Genomic DNA, 22,723 nt, shown 5'->3' with positions numbered 1-22,723 from the left:
CAAAATGTTGCGATTTGCCACAGCGACCGCTATGCCATAGTAATGTAACATGATCGCAGTTTTAACGAGGTGCATGGAATTGGACGGAAAAACATCACCCGCAGTTTACGCCGAAGACGAGATTCATGGTGAGGAAGCCGCCGGCAAGGGTGCGCGCCGCGCGCGCGTCAGCGGTATCGACCGGGCGCTTCAGGTGATCGATCATCTCTATGAGACGGGATCGCCTGCCGGTGTCTATGCCATCGCCAAGGCCGTGAAGGCGCCGCTGTCGACCGTCTACGTCATCGTCGACGATCTGGTCGAGAAGAACATGCTGACACGCCAGGCTGATGGTTCCATCTGGCTCGGCGCACGGCTTTATCACTACGGGCTCGCCTACGCCCGGTCGCTGGATTTCATGAGCATCGCCACCCACGAAATGCACGATCTCTGCCGCCAGGCCGGCGAAACCGTGCAGGTCTGCGGCCGCGACGGTGATTATATGCTGGTGCTTGCCATGGCCGATGGCCCGAGCCACTTCCAGGTGGCGTCGCGCGTCGGCACAAGGGTGCCGCTGAACTGGACGGCGTCGGGCCGCCTGCTTGTCGGCCATCTGCCGGAAGAGGAGCGCATCGAGCTGTTCAAGCGCTGCGCCCGCTCGTCTCCGACCGGCCGCGCCGAGATCGATCCAAGCACGCTGTCGGAAGCCGCCGCCAAGGCCTTTGAGGCGCGCCTGTCGATCCAGGCGGGGGAATCGGATTATGCGGTTGCCTGCATCGCCTCGCCGATCTGCGACCGCGACGGCCACTGCGTCGCCACCATTTCCATCGTGCTGCCGGAGCAGAAAGCCTTCTCCGACGAGAACCACTATACCGCGCATGTACGCAATTCGGCGGAGCGGATCGAAAAGCTGATGGGCTGGCGCAACCGCTAAGGCTTTCCTCGGTCGCCGAACCAAGCCCGACGGCGACCTACCTATAGGAATAGCCATGGCTGTGGCGCACCAGCCTGCGCGCCCGCGGCACGTAGCGGCTGGCGGTAACGGCATCGGCGCCCATCACCGCGTAGCGCGGCTCGAACAGCTTGTTGAGGACCGAGACGTCGCCGTTGGAATCCGTCGCCTCGAGCTCGGAATCGACGAGGTCGAAGATCGTGAATTCGGCCTGCGCGCCGACGATAAGCCGGTTGTCCATCGACAGCTTAATGACCGCTGCCGGCGCATGGGTGACGGCCTCCACCACCTTGTCGAAGGGCATGCCGACACTCAGCAGCTTCGACATCGTCGTCGCCAGGTCCCAGACCGGAAAATTCATCGAATGGCCGTGCAGATCCGTCGAGATCGAGAAGGGCAGCAGCCCGCGCGCGATCGCCGCTTCCGCCACCTTGAAGGAGAAGGAGGCGCCGCCATGGCCGATATCCAGACGGATGCCCTCGGAGGCGCAGCGCTCGGCGAGATTGAAGAGATCCTCGTCCTCCATGATGCTCGAACCGGCCTTGCCGTTGAAACAATGGGTGACGACGTCGCCGGGGCCGAGGATCTCAAGCACTTCGTCATAGAGCGCCGGCGGCTCGCCGACATGCACCATCATCGGCACTTTCAGGATCTTGGCGATCTTCTTGCCGAGCTTGACGGGGGTGACGCCCCAGGAGCCGGTGATGACATGGCTGGCACGCACCTTGATGCCGACGATGTGCTCGCTGTTTTCGGCATAGACTTCAAGGATGCGGTCGAGATCGATATCTCTGATATCCCTGAGTTCGGCGACGCGGTTACAGGCGACGAGGCCGATCGAACCGAGGTTCAGGAAGGCTTTGATGCGCTCGCGTGCGGGCTCGATGATATATTCGCGGAAGCCGTGGAAATTCGCCTCGCCGGCCGAACCGGCGTCGACCAGCGTGGTGACACCGCGCTCGACGCCGCATTCGGAGGGGCGAATGGAAATGTCGGTGCCGCCGTGCCAGATATGCACGTGCAGATCGATCCAGCCCGGCGAGACGAAGGCGCCCTTGCCATCGATGCGTGTCACATCCTGGGAGACGGCGAGCGAAGCACCGATCTCGGCGATCCTGCCGTCGCCATCGACGAGAATGTCGACCGTCCCGTCCGGCGCGCCGGCACCGAAAGCGATCGGCCTGATATTGGTGAGAAGAAGCGGCTTCTTCGCCTGGTCGCCTGATGTGATCATATCGCTGAATTCCACAGTTATGCTATATAAATCTTTATAATAGAATAAAGCTGAAGATGCTGCTGTCAAGGAAAATGAGGCGGTATCCATCGCTCCGGAAACGGCAACGGCGCGCTCGTTCGATAGCGCGCCTGTCGCGGGGATCCGGTAAATCCACGTTTATTTTCAATCCCGAAGGATCGAATAATCAAGTCGTTCCAGGTGATCCGGATCGGCAATGGCGTCGATCGCAGCGATCCTGCCATCGGCGATCGTCAGCGCCACGACGACGCGGAGCTGGCCGCCGATCTGCACGACGAATCCGAGCTCGCCGTCGACGACGGCAATTTCTGCCGCCTGCGCCCGGCCCTTGAAGGCTCGGGCGACCTCTTCTGCGCCACGCATTTCGCCGATCGTGCCGAATCGCGCCGCCGTTGCATCCGGCCGGAAGACGACATCGGGGGCAAGCACGGTAAGCAACGCTTCCAGATCGCCGTTGCGCGATGCCGTCAGAAAGGCCTCCGCGACCGTCCGCTTGCCGCCGAAATCGACCTCGGGCGCCTCATCCGTACCCTGCACCCGGCGGCGGGCGCGGCTTGCGAGCTGCCGGGCGGCGGCGGACGAGCGGCCGATGATCGGCGCGATCTCGTCGAAGGGCAGATCGAACATATCGTGCAGCACGAAGGCGACACGCTCGGCGGGTGCCAGCGTCTGCAGCACGACGAGCAATGCCAGACCGACGGAATCGGCGAAGGCTGCTTCGCGTTCCGGATCGTTCGCCGGATCGGCGATCGCCGCATGGACCGGCATTTCCAGCGGCTCCTCGCGCCGGGTCTTGCGGGTGCGCAGCATGTCGAGGCAGATGCGCGCCACCACCGTCGTCAGCCAGCCGCCGAGATTACCGACGTCGGTCGTGTCGGTGCGGCTCAGCCGCAGCCAGGCCTCCTGAACAGCATCTTCAGCCTCGCCGCGTGAACCGAGCATGCGATAGGCGGCGGCCCGCAGATGCGCCCTGTTCGCCTCGAATTCGTCGGCCAGCCATTTTTTCTCGTCCATTTGTCACATTCCTCCGCTGCATCCCGTCAAGGCCATGACGAATGAAACCCGGCCGATGTGACAGCGCCGGCGGATCGTCGAAGAGTAAAACGCATCAAGGAGACATACCATGCAGGAAAAATTAGCCATGCAGGAGAGAATGGGAAATCCCGCCCTCGTCCTTCCCGCTGCCATGCAGGCGCTGACGGCTCTTGCGAAGGTGCCGGTCGAGGCCGGGCTTTCGCCGAAGCTGCTGGAACTCGTCAATCTGCGCGCCAGCCAGATCAACGGCTGCAGCGTCTGCGTCGACGGGCATCCGCGCATCGCAAAGAAGCTCGGCGAAACGGACGAAAGGCTTTTCGCCGTCAGCGCCTGGCGCGACTCGCCCTATTTCAGCGACGCCGAGCGGGCTGCCCTGGCGCTGACCGAGGCCGTCACCCGCACCAGCGACCGCGCCGACCCCGTGCCCGACGAGATCTGGGACGAGGCGACCCGGCACTATGACGGTCGGAGCCTTGCGGCCCTCGTCATCGCCATCGCCAATATCAATGTCTGGAACCGGCTGAACATCGCCACCCGGCAGATCGCCGGCGCCTGGAAGCCGTAAGCGGCAATTGCCGGCAGCGGGTCACACCTGCGCTGCCGGCAATCGTTCTCTTATTCAGGTCGAAGCTCAGATGATACCGCCGCCGCCGGCAGCGGAGGCCGGACGCTCGGCCGCTATATTCTTGCGGTAGCCGCTGGCGCGGTAGGCGGCGATCGGGTCGATCGCACCGCCGGCCCGGCGCCGGGCTTCGGCGAGGATCGGCTCGACATCGGCGCGATAGGCGCGCTTCAGCGTTTCCGACGCCATCAGCGCGTCATTGTCCTGCTGGTAGCCATCGAGCGCCTTGCGGTCGACGAGCAGCGCCTGCGCATAGGCGCGGCGGATTTCGTTGGCGCTGTTGATCAGGCTTTCGATCGGGTCTGTGACATTATGCGACTGGTCGATCATATGGGCCGGGTTGAAGTCGTTGACGCCGCGCTGCTCGGCATCCACCAGCTCGTTGAAGACCAGGAACAGCCGGTAGGGATCGATCGCGCCGGCGTCGAGATCGTCGTCGCCATATTTCGAATCGTTGAAGTGGAAACCGCCGAGCTTGCCGAACTGGATCAGGCGGGCGACGATCATCTCGATATTGGTGTTCGGCGCATGGTGGCCGAGATCGACGAGGCAATGGGCCTTGGGGCCGAGCGTCTGGGCGATCAGGTAGTTGGTGCCCCAGTCCTGGACGATCGTCGAATAGAAGGCCGGCTCGTACATCTTGTGCTCGGTAAAGAGCTTCCAATCGTCGGGCAGCGCCTTGTAGATGTCGGCCATCGAGGCGAGATAACGCTCGAACGCCCGGGTGAAATTGCTCTGGCCGGGGAAGTTCGAGCCGTCGCCGATCCAGACGGTCAGCGCCTTGGAGCCGAGCGCCTGGCCGATCGCGATGCATTCGAGATTGTGCTCGACCGCCTGCGCCCGCGTTGCCGCATCGGTATGGCTGAGCGAACCGTATTTATAGGAATGGGCCTGTCCCGGCGCATCGGAAAAGGTGTTGGAGTTCATCGCATCGAAACCGAGGCCGAGCGCATCGCCCTTGGCCTTCAGCTCCTTGGCATCCGCCTTGTCCCAGGGAATATGCAGCGAGACATTCGGTGTCGCCTGCGTCAGCTGGTTAATGACGGCGCAATCGTCGAGCTTGTCGAAGATGCCGCGCGGCTCGCCCGTGCCGGGGAAGCGGGCAAAACGCGTGCCGCCGGTGCCGACACCCCAGGAGGGAACGGCGACGAAAAATTCGGCGACCTTGCGGGTGATCGCTTCGATATCGACGCCGCGGCGGTCAAGGTTCGCGCCCAGCGCCTCGTAATCGGCTTTCAATGCGGCTGCCCGCTTGTCGTTTTCTGTCGCGACCAGATCCTGCGCGATCCTGAACTCGGCCATTTCTACCTCCCGGTTATGCAATTTCTAAGATGGGACTGCTGTGGGGCCGCCCCTCATCCGCCTGCCGGCACCTTCTCCCCGTTCAGACGGGGAGAAGGGGATGTGCCGCACCGTCTTCGTCCCACTCCAACATTTCGTTGGGCAAGTCCCCTCTCCCCGTCATGACGGGGAGAGGGTTAGGGTGAGGGGCAGACGCATCCGCCGCCAATCAAAAATTACCGCGTAAAACTCTGCACGTTACCGGCATCGACGTTGATGATGTTGCCGGTCGATTTTGCCGAAAGGTCCGATGCGAGGAAGTAGATCGCCTCGGCGATATCTTCAGGAAACACATTGAGTTTCAGCATCGAACGCTTGCGGTAATGCTCCTCGAGATCGTCAACCTCGATCTTCGAGGAGGCGGCGCGCTGCTCGCGCCACTCGCCGCTCCAGATCTTCGAGCCGCGCAGCACCGCGTCCGGGTTGACGGTGTTGACGCGGATGCCGACATCCGCGCCTTCCAGCGCCAGGCAGCGGGCGAGATGAATTTCGGCGGCCTTTGCCGTGCAGTAGGCAGAGGCATTCGGCGAGGCGGCAAGGCCGTTCTTCGAGGCGACGAAGACGATGTTGCCGCCGAGCGCCTGGCGGCGGAACAGGCGGAAAGCTTCGCGCGAAACGAGGAAATAGCCGGTCGCCAGAATATCGATATTGCGGTTCCAGGTCGAAAGCTCGGTGGCTTCGATCGGCGCGGAGGAGGCAATGCCGGCATTCGATACGAGGATGTCGACGCCGCCGAATTCGACCGACGCTTCCGTGAAGGAGGCGATCACCGCATCTTCCTTGGTGACGTCGAGCCGGACGCTGCGCACGGCGTCAGTCCCGTATTTCTTGACGAAATCGGCTTCCGTGGCTTCGAGCGCCGCCTGGTCGATATCGGCAAGCACTACGCAGGCGCCCTCGCCGACGAGACGGGCGGCCGTCGCCCGGCCGATGCCGCCGGCACCGCCGGTGACGAAGGCGACGCGGCCGGCAAGGCTCTTCGGCTTCGGCATGCGCTGCAGCTTCGCCTCTTCGAGCAGCCAGTATTCGATATCGAAGGCTTCCTGCTCCGGCAGGCCCTGATATTCCGAAACCGTCGAGGCGCCGCGCATGACGTTGATTGCGTTGACGTAGAATTCGCTGGCGATGCGGGCCGTTGCCTTGTCGCGGGCAAAGGACAGCATGCCGACGCCGGGAACGAGGAAGATGACGGGATTGGCGTCGCGCATGGCGGGCGAATTGTCATGCTTGCAGTCGTTGTAATAGCGGGCGTAATCGGCGCGGTAATCCTCCAGCGCCCGGTCGAGGCCGGCGACGATCGCGTCGACATCCGGCTTGGCCGGGTCGAAATCGACGATCAGCGGCCGGATCTTGGTGCGCAGGAAATGGTCCGGGCAGCTGGTGCCGAGCGCGCCGAGCGGACGCAGGTCTTTTGAATTGACGAATTCCAGAACCGCGTCCTGATCGTCGAAATGGCCGAGCTTGCGTTCCTGCTTGCCGATGCGACCGCGAATTTCGGGCATCAGGCGAGCGGCGATGGCACGGCGCTCCGCCACAGCCAGGCTTTGAACGACGGCGCCGCCGAAAATCGTCTTGCCCTCAGTCTGGCCGGCAAACCATTCGATCGCCTTGTTGATGATCTCGAGCGTCAGCTCGTAGCAGGCCTTGGCGTCATTTGCCCAGGTGAAGAGACCATGGCTTTCGAGCACGACGCCCTTGGCGCTCGGGTTCGCCTTGACGAAGGCTTCGAGATCGAGGCCGAGCTGGAAGCCCGGACGGCGCCAGGGCAGCCAGCCGATCTCGTCGCCGAAGATCTGCTGCGTCAATTCCCTGGAATTTTTCGATGCGGCGATTGCGATGATCGCATCGGGATGCATGTGGTCGACATGGGTGAACGGCACGAAACCGTGCAGCGGCGTGTCGATCGAGGCAGCGCGGCCGTTCAGGTTGAAGGTGCAATGCGGCAGGAAACCGACCATGCGATCCTCGTCCTCGACACCCTTATAGATGCCTTTCAGCGATTCCAGCTTGTCCTGGTAGAGGGTGGCGAAACCGTCGAGCTTGATGGTGCCGACGTCGCCACCCGAGCCCTTGACCCAGAGGACCTTGACCTTGCTGCCATCAAGCGGATCGGTTTCCATCACCTTCGCCGAGGTGTTGCCGCCGCCGTAATTGGTGATGCGCTTGTCGGCGCCGAGCAGATTGGAGCGATAGAGCAGCTTGCCGGGCTCATCGAGGCCCGCCGCGTAACCATCATCCCACCGGTTTTCCAGAAGCCGGACGTTCGCCGCCATATCATCCTCCCATATCAGGCTTGTCGGGGGCCGCGATCAGCGCGCCCTTTCGCTCACGGTATCGCGCATCAAAAGTGCGCTTGTCAATCGAAAACGATCAAAATCGATTGTTGTGCAGCGCAATATGAAAATTTATGATCGTTTGTGATTGACAGCCATTAACGGATGCGAAATAAATATGACAAGAGGAGGAGCCCAATGCACGAACGCGAACGCCATCGCATCATCTTAAGCGCCGTTCAGGAAAAGTCCGTCGTCACGATCCAGGACATTTCCGAATTGACGGAAGCTTCTGAAGCGACAATCAGGCGCGACATTGCGGCTCTTCACGTGCAGGGCAAGATCCGCCGTGTCCGCGGCGGCGCGGAGGCCGTGCATCCGCCGCAGCTCGGCAATCTCGCCGGCCGGCCCTTCCGGGTTTCAGAATCAGTCAACATCGATAAAAAGCGCGCAATTGCGCGCGCCGCCGTCGAGCTCTGCGAGGCCGGCGACGCCATCATCATCAATGGCGGCACGACGACCTTCCAGATGGTGCATTATATGGCTGGCCACCGCCTGCAGGTGATGACCAATTCATTCGCCATCGCCGAACATCTGGTCAAACACTCCAAAAACACGGTGACGGTGCCGGGCGGCGCGATCTATCGCGAGCAGAGTCTCATCCTGTCGCCGTTCGACAACGACGCGATCCGCAATTTTTATGCGCGGCGCATGTTCATCGGCGCCCAGGGCGTCGGCCCGCTCGGCATCATGGAGGCGGATGCCCTCATTATCCAGAGCGAGCAGAAGCTGATGCACCAGGCCGACGAACTCGTCGTCATGGTCGATTCAAGCAAATTCAATCGCCGGTCGAGCCTCATTCTCTGCGCGCTCGACCGCGTTTCCGTGGTCATCACCGATGACGGGATTTCGGACGAGGCGGCTCGCATGGTCGAGAATGCCGGCGTCCGGCTCGTTGTCGCAAGCCCGGTGGCCCAGGCTGTGAGGGAGGATTCCTCGTCGGTCGCATGAGGCGCCGCCGAGGTGTGGAAGTCTAATCTTTAAGGGAGGAAAGTACATGAAACTCGCAAAGACACTTGCGCTCGGCGTCGCGCTCGCCGTCGCCATGATGGCCGGCACCGCCAGTGCCAAGGACATCAAGATCGGCCTCGTCGTGAAGTCGCTCGGCAACGGCTTCTTCGACGCCGCCAACAAGGGCGCTCAGGAAGCCGCCAAGGAACTCGGCGGCGTTGAGGTGATCTACACCGGTCCGACGTCGACGACGGCCGAAGGCCAGATCGAAGTCATCAACTCGCTGATCGCCCAGGGCGTCGACGCCATCGCCGTCTCGGCCAACGATCCGGACGCGCTCGTTCCGGCGCTGAAGAAGGCTGCCCAGCGCGGCATCAAGGTCATCTCCTGGGACTCCGGCGTAGCACCTGAAGGCCGCATCCTGCAGCTCAACCCGTCGTCCAACGAGCTGATCGGCAAGATGTGCCTGACGCTCGTCAAAAACCATCTCGACGGCGGCAAGGGTGACTTCGCCATCCTGTCGGCGACGACCACCTCGACCAACCAGAACATCTGGATCGACCAGATGAAGAAGCAGCTGAAGGATTTCCCGGGTCTCAACCTCGTCACCACAGTTTACGGCGACGACCTCTCGGACAAGTCCTATCGTGAAGCCGAAGGCCTCTTGAAGTCGAACCCCAACGTCAAGGTCATCGTCGCTCCGACGACGGTCGGCGTTCTCGCCGCTTCCAAGGTCGTCGAAGACAAGGGCCTTGTCGGCAAGGTCTACGTCACCGGCCTCGGCCTGCCGTCCGAAATGGCCGGCGCGATCAAGTCGGGCGCCACCAAGGAATTCGCCATCTGGAACCCGATCGACCTCGGCTACTCTGCAACGCAGATCGCTTATCACCTGGCAAAGGGTGATGCCGATGGCAAGCCGGGCAGCGAGATTGAAGCCGGCCGCATGGGCAAGATCAAGATTGGCGACAATGGCGAAGCCGCCATGGCCGACCCCTTCGTCTACAACGCTTCGAACATCGACCAGTTCTCCAAGGTCTTCTGATCCGGAGCCGACGAATAAGATCCCGGCGGCCTTGCCGCCGGGATTTCCCTTTCGACATTTGGTAGAAATCTGATGAACGCCGCCTTCCAACAAACCGTCACGGACAGCAAAACCGGCGATGCGCCCGCCATTCTGGAAATGCGCGGCATCTCCCAGATCTTTCCGGGCGTGAAGGCGCTCGACAATGTCAGCATCGCCCTCCACCCCGGCACAGTGACGGCGCTGATCGGCGAAAACGGCGCCGGTAAATCGACGCTCGTCAAGATCCTGACCGGCATCTACCGGCCGAACGAAGGCGAGATCCTGGTCGACGGCCGGCCGACGAGTTTTGCCAGCGCCCAGGCGGCAATCGATGCCGGCGTCACCGCCATCCATCAGGAAACCGTGCTTTTCGATGAGCTGACGGTTGCCGAAAACATCTTCCTCGGCCACGCGCCGCGCACCCGCCTGCGCACCATCGACTGGCAGGCGATGAACAACCGCTCGAAGGCGCTGCTCATCGCCCTTGAAAGCAATATCGATCCGACGATCCGGCTCAAGGACCTCTCCATTGCGCAGCGCCATCTGGTGGCGATTGCCCGCGCTCTGTCGATCGAGGCCCGCATCGTCATCATGGACGAGCCAACCGCCGCCCTTTCCCGCAAGGAGATCGACGATCTCTTCCGCATCGTCCGCGGCCTGAAGGAACAGGGCAAGGCGATCCTCTTCATCAGCCACAAGTTCGACGAGGTTTACGAGATCGCCGACGATTTCGTCGTGTTCCGCGACGGCCGCGCCATCGGTCAGGGCCGACTCAAGGACACGCCGCAGGACGAGATCGTCCGCATGATGGTCGGCCGCGACGTCGAAAACGCTTTTCCGAAGATCGATGTCGCCATCGGCGGCCCGGTGCTGGAGATCCGCAACTACAGTCACCGCACCGAATTCCGCGACATCTCCTTCACCCTGCGAAAGGGCGAGATTCTCGGCATTTACGGCCTGATCGGCGCCGGCCGCTCGGAACTCGCACAGTCGCTCTTCGGCATCACCCGGCCGCTCTCCGGCCGGCTGACGCTCGAAGGCCGGGAGATTTCGATCAACTCGCCGCATGATGCGATCAAAGCCGGCATCGTCTATGTGCCGGAAGAGCGCGGCCGCCACGGCCTGGCGCTGCCGATGCCGATCTATCAGAACATGACGCTGCCGTCGCTGACGCGGACCTCGCGCAAGGGCTTCCTGCAGGCGGCGGAAGAATTCGCGCTCGCCCGCAAATATGCCGAGCGACTGGATCTGCGCGCCGCCGCCCTCTCCGTGCCGGTCGGCACGCTGTCGGGCGGCAACCAGCAGAAGGTCGTCATCGGCAAGTGGCTCGCCACCATGCCGAAGGTGATCATCCTCGATGAACCCACGAAGGGCATCGACATCGGCTCGAAGGCTGCCGTCCACGGCTTCATCAGCGAGCTTGCGGCCGAGGGCCTCTCCATCATCATGATCTCTTCCGAACTGCCTGAAATCATCGGCATGTCGGACCGTGTGCTGGTCATGAAGGAAGGCCTGTCGGCCGGGCTCTTCGAGCGCGATCAGCTTTCGCCGGAAGCGCTGGTGCGCGCCGCGACCGGAAATGCATGAGGTAATGGGCATGGCCAAACTGATCAGAAAACGCGAAACCCTGCTCTTTGCCATCATCGTGCTGATGATTGGCATCTTCTCGACGCGGGCGGCCGATTTCGCGACACCGGATAATCTCGCCGGCATCTTCAACGACACAGCGATCCTGATCATTCTGGGCCTTGCCCAGATGACTGTTATCCTGACCAAATCGATCGACCTCTCGGTTGCCGCAAACCTCGCCTTTACCGGCATGGCGATTGCGATGATGAATGCCGCCTTTCCGGGCCTGCCGCTGATCGTGCTGATCCTCGCCGCGGTCGTGATCGGCGCCGCACTCGGCACTATCAACGGCTTCCTCGTCTGGCGCCTGGAAATCCCGCCGATCGTCGTGACCCTCGGCACGCTCACCATCTATCGCGGCATGGCCTTCGTGCTCTCGGGCGGCGCCTGGGTGAACGCCCATCAGATGACGCCGACCTTCCTGGCCGTTCCCCGCACGCCGATCCTCGGCCTGCCGGTGCTGAGCTGGGTTGCGATCATCATCGTCGCGCTGATGTATATGCTGCTGCGCTACAGCCCGTTCGGCCGCTCGGCCTATGCGACCGGCGGCAATCCCACGGCTGCCGTCTATGCCGGCATCGATACCGGCCGGACGAAATTCCTGGCCTTCGTGCTCTCGGGCGCACTCGCCGGCCTTTCCAGCTATCTCTGGGTTTCGCGTTATGCGGTTGCCTATGTCGATATCGCCAACGGCTTCGAGCTCGACAGCGTCGCGGCCTGTGTCATCGGCGGCATCTCGATTGCCGGCGGCGTCGGCTCGGTCGCCGGCACCGTGCTCGGCGCGCTGTTCCTCGGCGTCATCAAGAACGCCCTGCCGGTCATCGGCATTTCGCCTTTCACGCAGATGGCGATCTCCGGCACCGTCATCATTCTCGCCGTCGTCTTCAACGCAAGGCGCGAGCGCAATCGAGGCCGCATCATCCTGCGTGACCGCGCAGCAGCGGAGGTCGCAGCATGAGCACCGTTTCCTCAACACCCGAAAAACGGGTCATTCCCGATCGGCTCGGCACGCCGTTCAAGCGCATCATGTCGAGCTGGGAAGTGCTGCTCTTCGGTGTCGCCGTCCTGATCTTCATCTTCAATTCTGTGGCCTCGCCCTATTTCCTCGATGCCTGGAACCTCTCGGACGCCACCTTCAACTTCACCGAAAAGGCGATGATCGCCTTTGCCATGGCGCTGCTCGTCATCTCGGGCGAAATCGACCTCTCGGTCGCCGCGATTATCGCGCTCGCCTCGACGGCGATGGGGGCGGCGGCTCAACTCGGCGTCGGCACGCCGGGCCTGGTATTGATCGGCATCGGCACCGGGCTTGCCTGCGGCATCTTCAACGGCGTGCTCGTTTCGGTGCTGAAATTGCCGTCAATCGTCGTCACCATCGGCACGATGAGCCTGTTCCGCGGCATTTCCTATATCGTGCTCGGCGACCAGGCCTACGGCAAGTACCCTGCCGATTTCGCCTATTTCGGCCAGGGCTACGTGTTCTGGGTGTTCTCCTTCGAATTCGTGCTGTTCTTCGTGCTGGCGATCGCCTTCGCCATCCTGCTGCACGCGACGAATTTCGGCCGGCAGGTCTATGCGATCGGCAACAATGATTTCGCCGCCCGCTTCTCCGGCATCCCGGTCGAGCGCGTCAAATTCATCCTCTTCCTGTTGACCGGCGTCATGAGCGGTGTTGCCGCCGTCTGCCTGACCTCGCGCCTCGGCTCGACCCGGCCGTCGATCGCGCAAGGCTGGGAGCTCGAAGTCGTCACCATGGTCGTGCTCGGCGGCATCTCGATCCTCGGCGGCTCCGGCACGATCGGCGGCGTCGTCATCGCCGCCTTCGTCATGGGCCTCGTCACCTTCGGCCTCGGCCTCTTGAACGTGCCCGGCATCGTCATGTCGATCTTCATCGGCCTGCTGCTCATCATCACCATCGCGATCCCGATCATCGCCCGTCGCATCAAGCTCATGAGCTCCCGATGACCTTGGAAAAACACGCCTTCAAGATGCAGCTCAATCCCGGCATGGAAGCTGAATACCGCAAGCGGCATGACGAAATCTGGCCTGAGCTGGTCGATCTCCTGCATCAGTCGGGCGCCAGCGACTATTCCATCCATCTCGACCGCGACACCAACACGCTGTTCGGCGTGCTGACGCGGCCTGCCGGTCACACGATGGCGAGCCTGCCGGAGCATCCCGTCATGAAAAAATGGTGGGCACACATGGCTGATATCATGGCGACCAATCCGGATAATTCGCCGGTTCAAAGCGACCTCGTCACCCTCTTCCATATGCCATGACCGCCAATTCCTATCGTCGCATCGCCGTTCTCGACATCGGCAAGACCAATGCCAAGGTCGTCGTGCTCGACAGCGGGACAGGCGCCGAGATCGCTGTCCTGAAACGGCCGAACATCACGATCAAGACCGGCCCCTACCCGCATTATGATATCGAAGCTCTGTGGTCCTTCGCCCTCGACGCGCTGAAGAGCCTTGCGCGGGAACCCGGCTTCGACGCCATCTCGATCACCACCCATGGCGCCGCAGCCGCGCTGCTCGACCGGGCCGGTGCGCTCGCCATGCCCGTGATCGACTACGAGCATGAATACCCAGAAGCGATCCGCAATGCCTATACGGCCTTGCGTCCTTCCTTCGGCGAAACCTTCTCGCCGCGCCTTGCAATGGGGCTTAATGTCGGCGCGCAGCTGCACTACCAGAAGAGCGCCTTTCCCGAGGAATTCGCTAAGGTGGCGACCATCCTCACCTATGCGCAATACTGGACGGCGCGGCTGACCGGTGTCGCCGCCAATGAGCTGACCTCGCTCGGCTGCCACACCGACCTCTGGAACCCGAAAACATCAGACTATTCCTCGCTGGTCGACAGGCTCGGCATTCGCGGCCTGATGGCACCGATCCGTTCGGCCTTCGATGCGCTCGGCCCGGTCCTGCCCGAGATCGCCGTCACGCTCGGCCTTGACGCACCGGTGCCGGTCTATTGCGGCATTCACGATTCCAATGCCTCGCTGCTGCCGCATCTGGTCCATCGGGCCGCCCCCTTCGCTGTCGTCTCCACCGGCACCTGGGTCATCAATTTCGGCGTCGGCGGCGATCTCGACCATCTCGATGCCGAACGCGATGCGCTCGCCAATGTCGACGCCTATGGCCGGACCGTTCCCTCCTCGCGTTTCATGGGCGGGCGGGAATTCGAACTCCTTTCGGCCGAGATCGGCCCTGTCGATGAAAAGGCCGCCCAGGCAGCGATCGGTCCGGTCGTCGAAAAGGGCTTGATGCTGCTGCCCAACATTGCCCCCGGCTCCGGGCCCTTCCCTGGAAAGGCAAGCCGCTGGATCGGCGCCGACGAGGCAAGCCGCGAGGAGCGTCATGCCGCCGCCTGCCTCTATCTCGCTTTGATGACCGATGCCTGCCTCGGACTGACCGGCGCCAAAGGCCCGGCTATCGTCGAGGGTCCCTTTGCGCTCAACGAGACCTATCTGAAGCTGCTTGCGGCGCTCATTGGCCGCGAGGTCCTGGCCCTTCCCGGCACGACCGGCACAAGCCAGGGTGCTGCCCTTCTCACCGGCATCCGGCCGGTATCCGGCGCCGAGACGCATGTTCCGCCGTCCGAGATCGCGGGGCTTTCCGTCTATCGCGATCGCTGGTACGCGGCGATGGAATAAGAGCTTTTCCAAAGACGGCCCAAGAACGGTCTTGCTCGCTCCTGCCTTGCGGTTAGTGTGCCCCTCGAAAACCAAGTCGAGGAGACAGCATGACAGAGGCATTCGATCCACGCGGGCTCGCAGCCAGGCTTCACAGCCTGCGCCAGGCCGGCGGGCAGGAAGAAACCGGCAGTTTCGCACTGCCGGCCGATCTGCATCAGGCGATGGAGGCGCAGAATTTCCTGAGCGCGGCCGACGGCATTTCCAGCAATGGCTGGAAGGTGACGGTCTCGCCGGAGGGTCAGGCGGTCACCGGTCCGCTGCATCCCTATGCCGAAGCCGCCGCCGGCGCCAGCATCTCCTGGTATCCGGGCCTGAAATTCGAGACCGAGATCGCCGTGCGTCTCGGCAGGGACCTGCCGATCCGCACCGGCACTCCCTATAGCCGCGCCGAGGTCGTCGAGGCGATCGCCGCCGTCCATCTCGGCGCCGAGCTGCTGGTCAGCGCCGTCAAGGAAGGTGGCAGCGTCTCCTTTCTGCTGTTTACATCAGACCGCCTCGGCAATAGCGGCTATGTGCTTGGCCCGAAGCTCGACAAAAGCGCTGTCGATACCGCCGGCGGCACGCCGCTCAAGGTCACCCATGCCGGCCGCACGATCTATGACGGTCCGGCGCAGCATCCAAAGGGCGACGTTCTCACCTGGCTTGTCGATTACGCCAATGACGGTCTGCGCCCCGAGACATCGCTGAAGGCAGGCGCGTTGCTCACCACAGGCACGTTGAGCGGCGCGATCGAACTGACCGAGCCCGGCGAGATCGATATCCTCTTCGGGGACAGCCAACTCCGTTTCTCGGTTTCGAAGGGCTGATTTGAAGCCGAGCAGAAAGCGTAAGTTGACAATCCCGGTTTAGTTTTGCAGGGAAAGGGAGGGCTCGCCCTCCCCGTGCGACACCGAACCCGGAGCAGATCATGCCTTCACCCTTCCTTGCCCTGTCGGCAATCGAGCATGCCATCGGACAAAAATCCGTCCTGCATGGCATCGATCTGACGCTCGAGCAGGGCCGCATCTACGGTCTGGTCGGCCCGAACGGCTCCGGCAAAAGCACGCTTTTGAAGATCATCGCCCGCCAGACCGCGCCGAAGTCCGGCGCCATCGCCTTCAACGGCAAGCCGGCGGGTGATTGGGGTGCCCGGGAATTTGCCCGGCACGTCGCCTACATGCCGCAATTCACGCCGGCGACCGACGGGATGATCGTGCGCGAACTGGTGGCGCTCGGCCGTTTCCCCTGGCACGGCACGCTCGGCCGCTTCACCCCTACCGATCGCAACAAGGTCGAGGAGGCGATCGTCCGCACCGAGCTCGAGGATTTTGCCGATCGGCTCGTCGCCAACATGTCCGGCGGCGAGCGCCAGCGCGCCTGGATCGCCATGATGCTCGCTCAGGACGCCCGCTGCCTGCTGCTCGACGAACCGACATCGGCGCTCGACCTTGCTCATCAGGCAAGCGTCCTCTCGCTGGTCAAGGAGCTCAGCCATGAACGCGGCCTGACCGTCGTCATCGTGCTGCACGACATCAATCTCGCCGCGCGTTATTGCGATGCGATCGTCGCGCTCAACCGCGGCCGGATCACCGCCGAAGGCACGCCCACCGAGATCATGCGGGCGGAGACACTGCAATCGATTTTCGGCGTCGGCATGGGCGTCTTTCCCCATCCGGTTCGAAACGAGCCGGTCAGCTATCTCTTATAGGTCGTCGCTCACGTCTTCTCGCGGAACATCTCGATGATGGCGGAGAAATCCCGTCCGCCGTTGCCCTGTTTTTCGAAGAGGGCAAAAAGCTGCGCCGCCTCCGCCCCCATCGGCGTCGACGCACCGCTCGCCAGCGCCGCCTCCTGCGAGAGTCTCAAATCCTTCAGCATCAGGGCCGCGGCGAAACCGGGCTTGTAGCCGTTGTTGGCCGGCGAGGTCGGCACCGGTCCGGGCACCGGGCAATAGGTATTGATCGCCCAGCATTGGCCGGATGAGGTCGAGGCGACGTCGAACAGCGCCTGGTGCGAGAGGCCGAGTTTTTCGGCAAGCACGAAGGCCTCACAGACGCCGACCATCGAAATGCCGAGGATCATGTTGTTGCAGATCTTCGCCGCCTGGCCGGCGCCGGCCTCGCCGCAATGGACGATCTTCTTGCCCATCGCCTCGAGGATCGGTTTCGCCCGGGCGAAGGCTTCGTCCGAGCCGCCGGCCATGAAGGTCAGGGTGCCGGCAGTCGCCCCACCGGTGCCGCCGGAGACGGGCGCGTCGAGCGACAGGCAGCTTGCGGCCTTGGCCATCTCATGCGCCTTGCGGCTGCTGTCGACATCGATTGTCGAGCAATCGATGACCAGCGTGTCCTGCGCCGCGGTCTGCAGGATATCGGTCCAGGCCGTCAGCACGTGCCTGCCCTGCGGCAGCATCGTGATGACGATGTGAGCGTCCTTGACCGCCTGGCTGGCATGGCTTGCCGGCTTGACGCCGCTCGCCTCGGCCGCCTTCAGCACGGGAGCGGCGAGATCGAAGCCAAGGACTTCGTGACCTGATTTGACGAGATTGGCCGCCATCGGCCCGCCCATGTTGCCCAATCCGATGAATGCGATCCTTGCCATGGTCTTCTCCTATCGATTGTCTTCAAGGATCATCGCGGCAGCCTTTTCGGCGATCATGATGGTCGGTGAATTGGTGTTGCCCGAGGTGATCGACGGCATCACCGAAGCGTCGGCGATCCTGAGCTTGCCGAGCGCCCGGAACCTCAGCCGGGGATCGACGACGCTCTCCCTGTCGGCGCCCATGCGGCAAGTGCCGACGGGATGGAAGATCGTCGTGCCGATCTCGCCCGCCGCCCGCTCCAGATCGGCTTCGGTCTGATAGCTCGGGCCCGGTTTGAACTCCTCGGGCCGGAACCGGGCGAAGGAAGGCTGCGCGACGATCTTGCGCGTCAACCGTATCGAACGGACAGCTATGTCACGATCGCGCTGCGTCGAGAGGTACTTTGGGCTGATCGTCGGCTGGGCGGCGAAATCCGGGCTCGACAGGTGCACGGAACCGCGGCTTTCCGGCCTCAGATTGCAGACGCTCGCGGTGATCGCCGGGAAAGGATGGACGGGGTCGCCGAACTTCTCCAGCGAGACCGGCTGCACATGATATTGCAGGTCCGGCGTCTCTCGGTCCGGTCCCGAGCGGGTGAAGATGCCGAGCTGGCTCGGCGCCATCGCCATCGGCCCGGAGCGGCGGACGAGATATTCGAGCCCGATTGCCGCCTTGCCGATCAGCTTCGTCGCCTTCTCGTTCAATGTCGGAACGCCCGTCACCTTGTAGGCCAGGCGCAATTGCAGATGGTCCTGCAGGTTCTCGCCGACGCCCTTCACCTCGGCAAGAACGTCGACGCCCGCCCGGCGCAACACCTCGCCTCTGCCGATGCCGGACAGTTCCAGAATATGCGGCGAGCCGATCGAGCCGGCGGAAAGGATGGTTTCCCTAGCCGCATAGGCGCGCTTGGCAACACCATCGTGCTGGAACTCGACGCCGGCAACAGTGCCCTCCTCCAGCAGCAGTCGGCGGACCTGCGCCTTGGTCAAAACGGTCAGGTTGGCGCGCTTCATTGCTGGGCGCAGAAAGGCCTTCGAGGTGTTCCAGCGAATGCCGGACCGCTGGTTGACGTCGAAATAGCCGGAGCCTTCGTTGCTGCCCCGGTTGAAATCCGCCGTCTCCGGAATGCCGGCCTCTCTCGCCGCCTGCTGGAAGGCATCGAGCACGGCCCAGCGCACGCGCGCCTTCTCGATGCGCCATTCGCCACCGGCGCCATGCATCTCGTCTTCGCCGCGATAAAAATCCTCGGATCTGCGGAAGAAGGGCAGAACATCGTCCCAGCCCCAGCCGCTGCAGCCCATCTGCCGCCAGAGATCGTAATCGCGCGCCTGGCCGCGCATATAGATCATGCCGTTGATCGACGAGCAGCCGCCGAGCACCTTGCCGCGGGGATAACTCAGCGCCCGGCCGTTCAGTCCGGCTTCCGGCGCCGTGGTGAAACACCAGTCGGTGCGCGGATTGTTGATGCAATAGAGATAGCCGACCGGAATATGGATCCAGTGATAATTGTCGCTGCCGCCGGCCTCCAGCAGCAGCACCCGGCTCCTGCCATCGGCCGACAGCCGGTTGGCAAGCACGCAGCCGGCACTCCCCGCCCCGATGATGATATAGTCGTAACGATCCATGTGCCCTGCACGAACTCCAGATGCTTGCCGCTTCCCCTCCCCGCGGACGGGAAGAGGTTCGCCCGTTCAGCGGCGATAGACGAAGCCCAGCTTCCGCCCCAGCCGCGAAGCGTAGAATTCGCCGATGATGCCGCGGCGAAAGATCAGCACGCAGACCATGAAGACGATGCCGGTGATGATCGTCACCGGGAATTCCGAGGTGGCGAGGTAGTTTTCCAGCGCCACCACCAGCCCGGCGCCGAAGAGCGGACCGATCAGCGTGCCGATGCCGCCGAGCAGCGTCATCAGGATCACTTCGCCCGACATCTGCCAGGCGACGTCGGTCAGCGTCGCGAACTGGAAGACGATCGATTTGACCGCGCCCGCGAGCCCGGCCAGTGCTGCCGACATGACGAAAGCGCCGAGCTTGTAGCGCGCGACGGAATAGCCGAGCGAGATCGCCCTCTGCTCGTTTTCGCGGATCGACTTCAGGATCATGCCGAAAGGCGAATTGATGAAGCGCCAGATGATCAAGATCCCAACGAGGAAAACGGCCAGCACGAAATAATACATGTTGGTCGAGCTGTTCAGATCGATGAAGCCGAAGAGATGGCCGCGCGGCACCGACTGGATGCCATCCTCGCCCTCGGTGAACTCCGCCTGCAGGCAGAAGAAGAAGAACATCTGCGACAGCGCCAGCGTGATCATCGCGAAATAGATGCCCTGGCGGCGGATGGCGAAGAAACCCATGACGAGGCCGAGTAAGGCCGCACCCGCCACGCCGATCAGAATGCCGAGCTCCGGCGGCAGGCCCCATGATTTCACGGTATAGGCGGTGAAATAGGCTGCGCCGCCGAAGAAGGTGGCATGGCCGAAGGACAAGAGGCCGGTATAGCCGAGCAGCAGGTTGAAGGCGCAGGCAAAAAGCGCGAAGCAGAGCAGCTTCATCAGGAAGATCGGATAGAAGAAGAAGGGCGCAAGCAGCAGCAGCAACAGCCCGATGGCGAGGAAGGCTGCCTGCACCGAAAGGGCGGTCCGGCTTTTTTCCGTTCGAATGGTGTCGGTGATGTCAGCCATGTCAAGCATCCCGGCCGAAGAGGCCCGCGGGCCTGATGAGAAGCACGATCGCCATGATGACGAAGATCACGATGTTGGAGGCCTCGGGATAGAAGACCTTGGTCAGGCCCTCGGCGATGCCCAGCACATAACCGGTGATGATCGCGCCCATGATCGATCCCATGCCGCCGACGACGACCACGGCGAAGACGACGATGATCATATTCGAGCCCATCAGCGGCGAGACCTGGTAGATCGGCGCTGCCAGCACGCCGGCAAAGGCGGCAAGACCAGCGCCGAGGGCATAGGTCAGCGTCAGCAGCACCGGCACGTTGACGCCGAAGACCTGCACCAGCACGGCGTTTTCGGTGGCGGCGCGCAGATAGGCGCCGAGCTTGGTCTTTTCGATCAGCAGCCATGTGCCGAGGCAGACGACGAGCGAGACGACGACCACCCAGCCGCGATAGATCGGCAGGAACATGAAGCCGAGGTTGGCCCCGCCGGCAAGGGCTGCCGGCGTCGCATAGGGCTGGCCGGACGAGCCGTAGAGATAGCGGAAGGTGCCTTCCACGGCGAGCGCCAGCCCGAAGGTGAAGAGCAGGCCGTAGAGCGGATCGAGATCGTAGAGCCGGCGCAGGAACAGCCGCTCGATGATCGCGCCGGCAAGGCCGACGATGACGGGCGCCAGGATCAGCGACGGCCAGTAGCCGATGCCGGCATAGGTCAGCAGCAGATAGGCGACGAAGGCGCCGAGCATATATTGCGCGCCATGGGCGAAGTTGATCACCCTGAGCAGGCCGAAGATGATGGCGAGGCCGAGGCTGAGCAGCGCATAGAACGAGCCATTGATCAACCCGATCAACAGCTGGCCGAGCAGCGCCTGTAGGGGAATGCCGAAGATCATCGTCATCTGGTCACACTCCCGAGATGAAGATCGAAGGCCGGCCATCCGCGGCCCTCTACGTTTCCCTCATTCCTGTGCTCGTCACAGGAATCCAGCAGCGCCGCGTCTGCGGCGCGAAGGAATCGTTTCGGCCCAAAGACTTGGGCCGGCTGGATTCCTGTGACATCGCTCGGGTCGCGCCCGAGCACAGGAATGAGGGAGGAGATGTTGACGCCCAATATCCCGGAAGCATATCCGAAGGTCATCATCATACCTAAACCCCCAGAACCTTGTGCAGCGTATCCATGCGCTGCGGCAGTTCGCCGATCGGGAATTCCGACACCATCTGCCCATGATCCATCAGATAGAAGCGATCGGCAATACGGCTGGCGAAGCGGAAGTTCTGCTCGACGAGCAGGATCGTCATGCCGCGTCCTTTCAGCGTCTGCAGCACCTCACCGATGCGCTGGACGATGACGGGGGCAAGCCCCTCCGTCGGTTCGTCGAGAATGAGCAGCCGCACACCGGTGCGCAGGATCCGGGCGATCGCCAGCATCTGCTGCTCGCCGCCTGAGAGTTTGGTGCCGGGGCTGCCGCGGCGTTCGTAGAGATTGGGGAAGAGCTCGTAGATCTCGTCGAGCGTCATGCCGCCCTTCGCCACGACAGGCGGCAGCAGCAGGTTTTCCGACACGGTGAGCGTCGAGAAGATGCCGCGCTCCTCCGGCACGAAGCCGATGCCGCGATGCGCCGTCTTGTGCAGCGGCACCTGCATCATGTCGCTGCCGGCAAAGCTGATCCTGCCCTTGCGGGCCCGCACGATGCCGGTGATGGTGCGCAGCGTCGTCGTCTTGCCGACGCCGTTGCGGCCGAGAATGGTGATCGTCTCGCCTTCGGCCACCCGCATGTCGACGCCGTGCAGGACATGGCTTTCGCCGTACCAGGCGTTCAATCCCTGAATTTCGAGGAGAGCGGCCATCAATGCTCCTCCGTGCCCATATAGGCGACGCGCACGCGCTCGTCCTGGCTGACAGTGGCATAATCGCCCTCGGCAAGGATCTCGCCGCGCTGCAGCACGGTGACATGCTGGCAGATATTGGCGACGACGGAGAGATTGTGCTCGACCATCAGCACCGCCCGGTCACGGGCGACATCGCGGATGATCGCCGAGACGACGCCGACATCCTCAAGCCCCATGCCGGCCATCGGCTCGTCGAGCAGCAGCACCTTCGGATCGAGCGCCAGCGTGGTGGCGATCTCCAGCACCCGCTTGCGGCCATAGGAGAGATCGGCGGCGATATGATCGCGCTCCTTGGAAAGCCCGACGCTGGCGAGCAGCTGCTCGGCGCGCTCGTTCAGCCGGTCGAGCGCCGAGAGCGGCCGCCAGAACTGGGTGGAAAGATTGTTCGGCCGCTGCAGCGCCACGCGCACATTGTCGAAAACGCTCAAATGCGGGAAGACCGCCGAGATCTGGAAGGAGCGCACCAGCCCCATGCGCGCCACCCTGTCGGGCGGCGTTCCGGTGATATCGGTGCCCATCAGCGTGATCGTGCCCGATGTCGGCTGCAGGAACTTGGTCAGCAGGTTGAAGACCGTCGTCTTGCCGGCGCCGTTCGGGCCGATCAGCGCATGCACGCTGGCATCATACACGTCGAGATCGACGTTCTTGACGGCGGTGAAGCCGCCGAAATCACGGCGCAGGCCGCGGGCGGATAAGACCACCCGCGGTTTTTCCTTAGTTTCAATCGCGGAAACCGCCATTGCGC

General features: G+C 62.9%; 21 protein-coding genes. 11 read left to right on the top strand and 10 right to left on the bottom strand.

Annotated elements, in window-relative coordinates; translation table 11 throughout:
- Nucleotides 1-73: 73 nt before the first annotated feature.
- Nucleotides 74-913: an IclR family transcriptional regulator gene (locus QMO80_RS27290; RefSeq protein ID WP_283200991.1), complete on the top strand. Its 840-nt coding sequence runs from the start codon at nucleotides 74-76 to the stop codon at nucleotides 911-913.
- Nucleotides 914-950: 37 nt separating this feature from the next.
- Here QMO80_RS27290 and QMO80_RS27285 read toward each other — a convergent pair whose 3' ends face one another.
- A complete protein-coding gene (locus QMO80_RS27285; protein ID WP_283200990.1) occupies nucleotides 951-2,165 on the bottom strand; it encodes an amidohydrolase/deacetylase family metallohydrolase in 1,215 nt (404 codons plus the stop codon).
- 165 nt (nucleotides 2,166-2,330) lie between these two features.
- Entirely contained in the window at nucleotides 2,331-3,200 is an 870-nt protein-coding gene (locus QMO80_RS27280) for a sigma-70 family RNA polymerase sigma factor (RefSeq protein ID WP_283200989.1), read from the bottom strand.
- A gap of 127 nt (nucleotides 3,201-3,327) precedes the next feature.
- On the opposite strand from QMO80_RS27280, the gene QMO80_RS27275 reads away from it, so the two are divergent.
- Nucleotides 3,328-3,786: a carboxymuconolactone decarboxylase family protein gene (locus QMO80_RS27275; protein ID WP_283201236.1), complete on the top strand. Its 459-nt coding sequence runs from the start codon at nucleotides 3,328-3,330 to the stop codon at nucleotides 3,784-3,786.
- Between the two features lie 66 nt (nucleotides 3,787-3,852).
- Here the strand turns inward: QMO80_RS27275 and rhaI are convergent, their stop codons facing one another.
- Both rhaI and QMO80_RS27265 read right to left on the bottom strand, forming a co-directional pair.
- Nucleotides 3,853-5,145, bottom strand: a complete 1,293-nt coding sequence (gene rhaI, locus QMO80_RS27270) for an L-rhamnose catabolism isomerase (protein ID WP_283200988.1) — start codon at nucleotides 5,143-5,145, stop codon at nucleotides 3,853-3,855.
- A 215-nt stretch (nucleotides 5,146-5,360) separates the two neighbouring features.
- Complete coding sequence (locus tag QMO80_RS27265; RefSeq protein WP_283200987.1) at nucleotides 5,361-7,457, bottom strand: bifunctional rhamnulose-1-phosphate aldolase/short-chain dehydrogenase; 2,097 nt, start codon at nucleotides 7,455-7,457, stop codon at nucleotides 5,361-5,363.
- A 198-nt stretch (nucleotides 7,458-7,655) separates the two neighbouring features.
- Between QMO80_RS27265 and QMO80_RS27260 the strand changes: the two genes are divergently transcribed.
- The 9 genes from QMO80_RS27260 (at nucleotide 7,656) to QMO80_RS27220 (ending at nucleotide 16,547) form a co-directional block, all read left to right on the top strand.
- Nucleotides 7,656-8,468 carry a DeoR/GlpR family DNA-binding transcription regulator gene (locus QMO80_RS27260; protein WP_283200986.1) on the top strand — a complete coding sequence of 271 codons (813 nt, stop codon included), beginning with the start codon at nucleotides 7,656-7,658 and terminating at the stop codon, nucleotides 8,466-8,468.
- A gap of 46 nt (nucleotides 8,469-8,514) precedes the next feature.
- Nucleotides 8,515-9,510: a rhamnose ABC transporter substrate-binding protein gene (rhaS, locus tag QMO80_RS27255; protein WP_283200985.1), complete on the top strand. Its 996-nt coding sequence runs from the start codon at nucleotides 8,515-8,517 to the stop codon at nucleotides 9,508-9,510.
- Between the two features lie 72 nt (nucleotides 9,511-9,582).
- Entirely contained in the window at nucleotides 9,583-11,118 is a 1,536-nt protein-coding gene (locus QMO80_RS27250; RefSeq protein WP_283200984.1) for a sugar ABC transporter ATP-binding protein, read from the top strand.
- Between the two features lie 10 nt (nucleotides 11,119-11,128).
- Complete coding sequence (locus QMO80_RS27245) at nucleotides 11,129-12,118, top strand: ABC transporter permease (RefSeq protein WP_210632311.1); 990 nt, start codon at nucleotides 11,129-11,131, stop codon at nucleotides 12,116-12,118.
- Nucleotides 12,115-13,125: an ABC transporter permease gene (locus QMO80_RS27240; RefSeq protein ID WP_064823589.1), complete on the top strand. Its 1,011-nt coding sequence runs from the start codon at nucleotides 12,115-12,117 to the stop codon at nucleotides 13,123-13,125. Before QMO80_RS27245 ends, QMO80_RS27240 begins: the two co-directional genes overlap by 4 nt.
- Entirely contained in the window at nucleotides 13,122-13,442 is a 321-nt protein-coding gene (gene rhaM, locus QMO80_RS27235; RefSeq protein WP_010068510.1) for an L-rhamnose mutarotase, read from the top strand. Before QMO80_RS27240 ends, rhaM begins: the two co-directional genes overlap by 4 nt.
- Entirely contained in the window at nucleotides 13,439-14,818 is a 1,380-nt protein-coding gene (locus QMO80_RS27230; protein ID WP_283200983.1) for an FGGY-family carbohydrate kinase, read from the top strand. Before rhaM ends, QMO80_RS27230 begins: the two co-directional genes overlap by 4 nt.
- Nucleotides 14,819-14,907: 89 nt before the next feature.
- Nucleotides 14,908-15,666, top strand: a complete 759-nt coding sequence (locus QMO80_RS27225; protein WP_283200982.1) for a fumarylacetoacetate hydrolase family protein — start codon at nucleotides 14,908-14,910, stop codon at nucleotides 15,664-15,666.
- Nucleotides 15,667-15,767: 101 nt separating this feature from the next.
- Nucleotides 15,768-16,547 carry an ABC transporter ATP-binding protein gene (locus tag QMO80_RS27220; protein WP_283200981.1) on the top strand — a complete coding sequence of 260 codons (780 nt, stop codon included), beginning with the start codon at nucleotides 15,768-15,770 and terminating at the stop codon, nucleotides 16,545-16,547.
- Between the two features lie 8 nt (nucleotides 16,548-16,555).
- Here the strand turns inward: QMO80_RS27220 and mmsB are convergent, their stop codons facing one another.
- The 6 genes from mmsB to QMO80_RS27190 form a co-directional block, all read right to left on the bottom strand.
- On the bottom strand, nucleotides 16,556-17,437 hold the full coding sequence (mmsB, locus tag QMO80_RS27215) for a 3-hydroxyisobutyrate dehydrogenase (RefSeq protein WP_283200980.1): 882 nt from the start codon (nucleotides 17,435-17,437) through the stop codon (nucleotides 16,556-16,558).
- A gap of 9 nt (nucleotides 17,438-17,446) precedes the next feature.
- On the bottom strand, nucleotides 17,447-19,042 hold the full coding sequence (locus QMO80_RS27210) for a GMC family oxidoreductase (protein WP_283200979.1): 1,596 nt from the start codon (nucleotides 19,040-19,042) through the stop codon (nucleotides 17,447-17,449).
- A gap of 66 nt (nucleotides 19,043-19,108) precedes the next feature.
- Nucleotides 19,109-20,098 carry a branched-chain amino acid ABC transporter permease gene (locus QMO80_RS27205; RefSeq protein WP_283200978.1) on the bottom strand — a complete coding sequence of 330 codons (990 nt, stop codon included), beginning with the start codon at nucleotides 20,096-20,098 and terminating at the stop codon, nucleotides 19,109-19,111.
- Between the two features lies 1 nt (nucleotide 20,099).
- Nucleotides 20,100-20,987, bottom strand: coding sequence for a branched-chain amino acid ABC transporter permease (locus QMO80_RS27200; RefSeq protein ID WP_003553893.1), 888 nt, complete (start codon nucleotides 20,985-20,987; stop codon nucleotides 20,100-20,102).
- Between the two features lie 247 nt (nucleotides 20,988-21,234).
- Nucleotides 21,235-21,936 carry an ABC transporter ATP-binding protein gene (locus QMO80_RS27195; RefSeq protein ID WP_283200977.1) on the bottom strand — a complete coding sequence of 234 codons (702 nt, stop codon included), beginning with the start codon at nucleotides 21,934-21,936 and terminating at the stop codon, nucleotides 21,235-21,237.
- Entirely contained in the window at nucleotides 21,936-22,718 is a 783-nt protein-coding gene (locus QMO80_RS27190; protein WP_283200976.1) for an ABC transporter ATP-binding protein, read from the bottom strand. The genes QMO80_RS27195 and QMO80_RS27190 overlap by 1 nt, the downstream gene beginning before the upstream one ends.
- Nucleotides 22,719-22,723 lie beyond the last annotated feature (5 nt).

Source organism: Rhizobium sp. BT03 (assembly GCF_030053155.1).
Lineage (GTDB): Bacteria > Pseudomonadota > Alphaproteobacteria > Rhizobiales > Rhizobiaceae > Rhizobium.
Note: the sequence above shows the minus strand (reverse complement) of the source record. Positions and strands in the feature narration are given on the sequence as shown.